We start from the raw sequence: 4,353 nt of genomic DNA on the forward strand, positions 1-4,353 counted from the left end.
GTCGACATATTTGGACAGCTGCTTCTTGAGCCCTTTGGCGTTTTCTTCAATGGTTTCCCGAGTGAGCATTTGGCGCATCTCCGTCTTGCCGCTCGGATCTCCCACCATGGCCGTACCTCCGCCCACCAGGGCGATGGGACGGTGTCCGGCTCGCTGAAGATGGGCCAGGCTCATGATAGGCACCAGACTACCCACGTGCAGGCTGTCCGCCGTGGGATCGAAACCGATATAGGCGGTCACGCGCTTGTTGAACAGATCCCTTACCAAGGCTTCGTCGGTAACCTGTTCGACAAACCCGCGTTCGTACAGTATGTCGTACGGATTCATGGGCTCTTGCCCTCCTTGATACCTTTTGCTGAAACTTAATCTCATAGAATACCCGCGGGGTTATCCCCGGTCAATAGTAATTTTCCCGGAAAACCGAGAAAAGAAGTTGACACCCCCGCCTCCGAGTGGTAATTTCGGCAATCTCGTTGGGGCTGTAGCTCAGCTGGGAGAGCGCATGAATGGCATTCATGAGGCCGTGGGTTCGATCCCCATCAGCTCCACCAACAAAAGCGTCGATAAATAAGCGGGTTACCTTCGAAAGGCGAACCCGCTTATTATTTGGCGGCTGTGACGGAAAACCGTTTTATTCCCCATCTTATCCCCCTTTTCACCGTCACGATCTTCACTTCGATTTTAAGATTCCAGTGCCTGGATTCCAGCGGTTTGTGCGCCATGGAGTTCATTTCGTTCGGGCGGCTTCCAACGGTTTTCCGGCAGGCGAGCCCGCAGAATACTTTGAATTACAACGTTGACCCTAAAGGCGGGTCTTGTTACCAATGAAGAATCCGGAAAGAATAAGGGGTGATTCCATGAAGAAACAACAGATCATCGAGACGATCCGGTGCAACCGCGCCTTACTGGAAGAGTTCTCGGTCAAATCCCTCTCGGTCTTCGGCTCCGTTGTGCGGGGCGAGGCTCGGCCGGAAAGCGATGTGGATATTTTGGTGGAATTCGATGCGGAGGCCGAAATCGGTTTGTTTGAATTCGTCCGCCTGAAGAACGCATTAAGCGATCTGATCGGCATTCCGGTGGATTTGGCAACGCCCGATGCCCTTCATCCGGCGCTGAAAGACGACATACTCCGGGAGGCGGTCCATGTCGCCTAGAAAATGGGAATTCCGTTTGGAGGATATGCTGGAAGCCGCTACCAAGGATCTTCCCGTTTTGCGCTCTCTGTTGGAAACTCTGCAATCCAGGATCGCACGAAAGGATTAATCGACGGCTTTAAACGAAAACACACGCAATCTCACCCCCCATTTCCAAGGGGAAAAATGGATGTCGAACGGAATCTTTCTCATAGACCGGGACGGCCGGCTCCAGCAACCGGAGAGTTTAAATGAATTCCTGGATACTTTCGAGTGGGTGCTTGCCGAGGTGAGAGCGTTTCATGAAGCAGAGCAGACAAGATGAATCGGTTAATTCTCCTTTGGTAAATAAGGGCTCCGCCTGCATCGTCCATTCCGAACGTAGCATAGAAAAGCGGTTCAGAAATCAAAGTTTCTTGAAAACAGAGTCGGCAAGGGACGAGTTATATATTTTTCCAATCTTTTAATTGGAAATCGCATATGATAATGACATTCTTATACGGCCTTTTACCCTTCCACCATATTGAAGATCGGACCAAGTCCGACTACACCAGAGGAGACGGCTTAAGACCGTCAACGTTGCGTCATCCAGTTACAGGTCCTGCTTATCGGACTGCTTACTTAAGCCAAAAAACGTCTGGAGAAGACGAACAGGATATTTAGTTGGAGCAGGCCATACAGCACCTGTAATGCAAGCAAATTTTAACATTTTGAGGTATTCTGTCCGAATCAACAAGTAGCTTCTCAAGAAAAGGGCGGGAATGAATAGCAGTCTTCTGACGTCTCAGATTGGGCAGCGTATATCCCTCCCGGGACATTTCGATGTTCCCGTACTACTGGAGGATGCGAGACCGCTCGGCCCTGATGATTCGGCAGGCTTTGAGTGCCGCGTTCGTCTTCCCGACGGTTCATTGGAAGAAGCTGTCATCTCACCGGAAGAGGTGACGACTCTCCTTGAAACGCGTCCGAGCGAATCCAAATCTGCGACCCCCGTAGATGCCGATAAACTCCGACTTCTGATCGAGTCGGCTCGAATCCGACTGGCTTATGCTCATGATGAGCAATTTGCCGTGAGCCTTTCGGGCATTCGCACCCTGCCGCACCAGATCGAGGCGGTATATCAGGCGATGCTTCCGCAGCCTAGATTGCGCTTTCTTCTGGCGGATGATCCGGGAGCCGGCAAGACGATCATGGCCGGGCTCCTGGTGAAAGAGCTGAAGCTGCGTGGGGCGATTGAGCGCATCCTTATCCTGTGCCCCGCGCCGCTCACAATTCAGTGGCAAGACGAGATGCTCCGATGGTTCGGCGAATCCTTCGACATGATTTTTTCCGCTGTTGACCAGCAACAACTGACGAATCCATGGCAGAGGTCTTCCCAGATTGTTGCCTCCATTGACTACGCCAAGCAGGATGACGTACGTGAGCGCGTCTGGCAGCAGCGGTGGGATTTGGTCATTATTGACGAGGCTCATAAGTGCTCAGCTCGTACGACCTCAGGCGGACGGAATCGTGAATCCAAGATAGCAACGACTAAACGTTACGACCTGGCATGGCGTCTCACTTCTCAGGCCGACCATGTGCTTCTGCTCACAGCCACTCCGCACCATGGTGATGAGGACAAGTTCGCCCACTTCCTGAGACTTATCGACCCGGATCTTTTCCCGGAACCACACCGCCTCGGGAAACATGCCACCGCAATCCGCAAGGATGTTTTCCGCCTCGGCAAGGATTCGCCGTGGTCTCTCCGGCGCTTGAAAGAAGATCTTAAGGATGCGGACGGGAAGCGGCTTTTCCCGGATCGGCATACCAAAACCGTCACTTTCTGCCTAAACAATGATGAATACACTCTATACAAAAGCGTTACAGCCTACATCAATGAGTTCATCCCTCAACAGACGGGCCAGCGACGTTCGTCCGCAGCGCTGACCCGAACCGTTTTGCAACGCCGCTTGGTAAGCTCCACATGCGCCATCCACGAGTCAATCAAGCGGCGGCTGAAAAAGCAGGAAGATCTCCTCGATGAGCTTGAGGGACTCACTCCGGCCCAACGCGCCAAGCGGCTGGCCGCTTTGCAGGGCCGACTGCCTGATGCCGAGCAAGACGAAGACGATCTCGACGATGCGGTCCGCGATCAGTTGGTGGATGAGTACACGGCCGCGCTGGAACTTGAGCAGTTGCGCGCTGAAATCTCCGCCCTTAAGGAATTGGTGGAGCAAGCTCGACGCGTTCGGGAAAATGCAAACGATTCCAAGCTGGCCGCATTGAAGAAGTGCCTCGGCGAGGCGCAGTTCCTTGAACTGAAGGACGGGCGGGGAAAGCTCCTAATCTTTACGGAACACCGCGATACCCTCGGCTACGTGCGCGATCATCTTGAACGATGGGGCTTCAGCACCTGCGAAATCCACGGAGGCATGAACCCCCATGAACGCAAGCGAGCTCAGGAGGTTTTCAGAACCGGTGCGCAGGTATGCATAGCGACGGAGGCCGCCGGCGAAGGCATCAACCTCCAGTTCTGCCACCTGATGATCAACTACGACATGCCCTGGAACCCGACCCGGCTGGAGCAGCGGCTGGGCCGCATCCACCGCATCGGTCAGGAGCGAGATTGCTACGCCTTCAACTTCGTTGCAACGGATTCCGAGGACGGCCAGCCCATCGTTGAAGGCCGGATTCTCCATCGGCTTCTGGAAAAGCTGGACCAGATGAACGAGGCCCTTGAAGGCCGCGTTTTCGATGTAATCGGCGAAGTGCTGTCGCTGAACGACGTAAACCTCCCGGACATGCTCCGCGACGCGGCCTACGATCCCAGACGGCTCGATGAGTACCTCGATCAGATCGACCGCATCAATCCGGCCAAGCTCAAAGAATACGAGGAATCCACGGGCATTGCCCTGGCGCGAAGCCACGTGGATTTCTCAGCATTCCAGCGCCGGAACCTCGAGGTCGAAGAGCGTCGGCTCATGCCTCGATATGTGGAAGCGCAGTTCGTCGCTGCTGCTCGGGAAGTGGGTCTTCGGATCGAGCCGAGAGCCGACGGGTTGTGGCGCGTCGAGCACGTCCCTGCGGATCTTCGCTCTGAACGTCTCCGCTCCGTCCAGAAGGTCGGGAAAGCCGAATCGACCTACCGAAAGATCACCTTCCACAAACACCACCTTGAACAGGACGCTCACGTTGACGCTGTACTGATGGGGCCGGGACATCCGCTCTATGCGGCGGTGGA

At 54.6% G+C, this 4,353-nt stretch carries 3 protein-coding genes and 1 tRNA gene; 3 read left to right on the top strand and 1 reads right to left on the bottom strand.

Features of this window, described 5'->3' with window-relative positions:
* Positions 1 to 327 (bottom strand): tyrosine--tRNA ligase (gene tyrS / locus HY788_22995; GenBank protein MBI4777011.1); only part of this gene is annotated, 327 nt, incomplete at its 3' end.
* 148 nt (positions 328 to 475) lie between these two features.
* On the opposite strand from tyrS, the gene HY788_23000 reads away from it, so the two are divergent.
* From HY788_23000 to HY788_23010, 3 genes are all read left to right on the top strand, one after another.
* A tRNA-Ala gene (locus HY788_23000) sits at positions 476 to 551 on the top strand.
* A 306-nt stretch (positions 552 to 857) separates the two neighbouring features.
* Complete coding sequence (locus HY788_23005; GenBank protein MBI4777012.1) at positions 858 to 1,154, top strand: nucleotidyltransferase family protein; 297 nt, start codon at positions 858 to 860, stop codon at positions 1,152 to 1,154.
* Between the two features lie 890 nt (positions 1,155 to 2,044).
* Positions 2,045 to 4,353 (top strand): DEAD/DEAH box helicase (locus tag HY788_23010; GenBank protein MBI4777013.1); only part of this gene is annotated, 2,309 nt, incomplete at its 3' end.

The organism is Deltaproteobacteria bacterium (assembly GCA_016208165.1).
In the GTDB taxonomy this organism is placed as follows: Bacteria; Desulfobacterota; Desulfarculia; order JACQYL01; family JACQYL01; genus JACQYL01.

Bases quoted from the DNA above. Each gene is read 5' to 3' on its own strand.
- HY788_23005 (MBI4777012.1), top strand. From the start codon at position 858: ATGAAGAAACAACAGATCATCGAGACGATCCGGTGCAACCGCGCCTTA.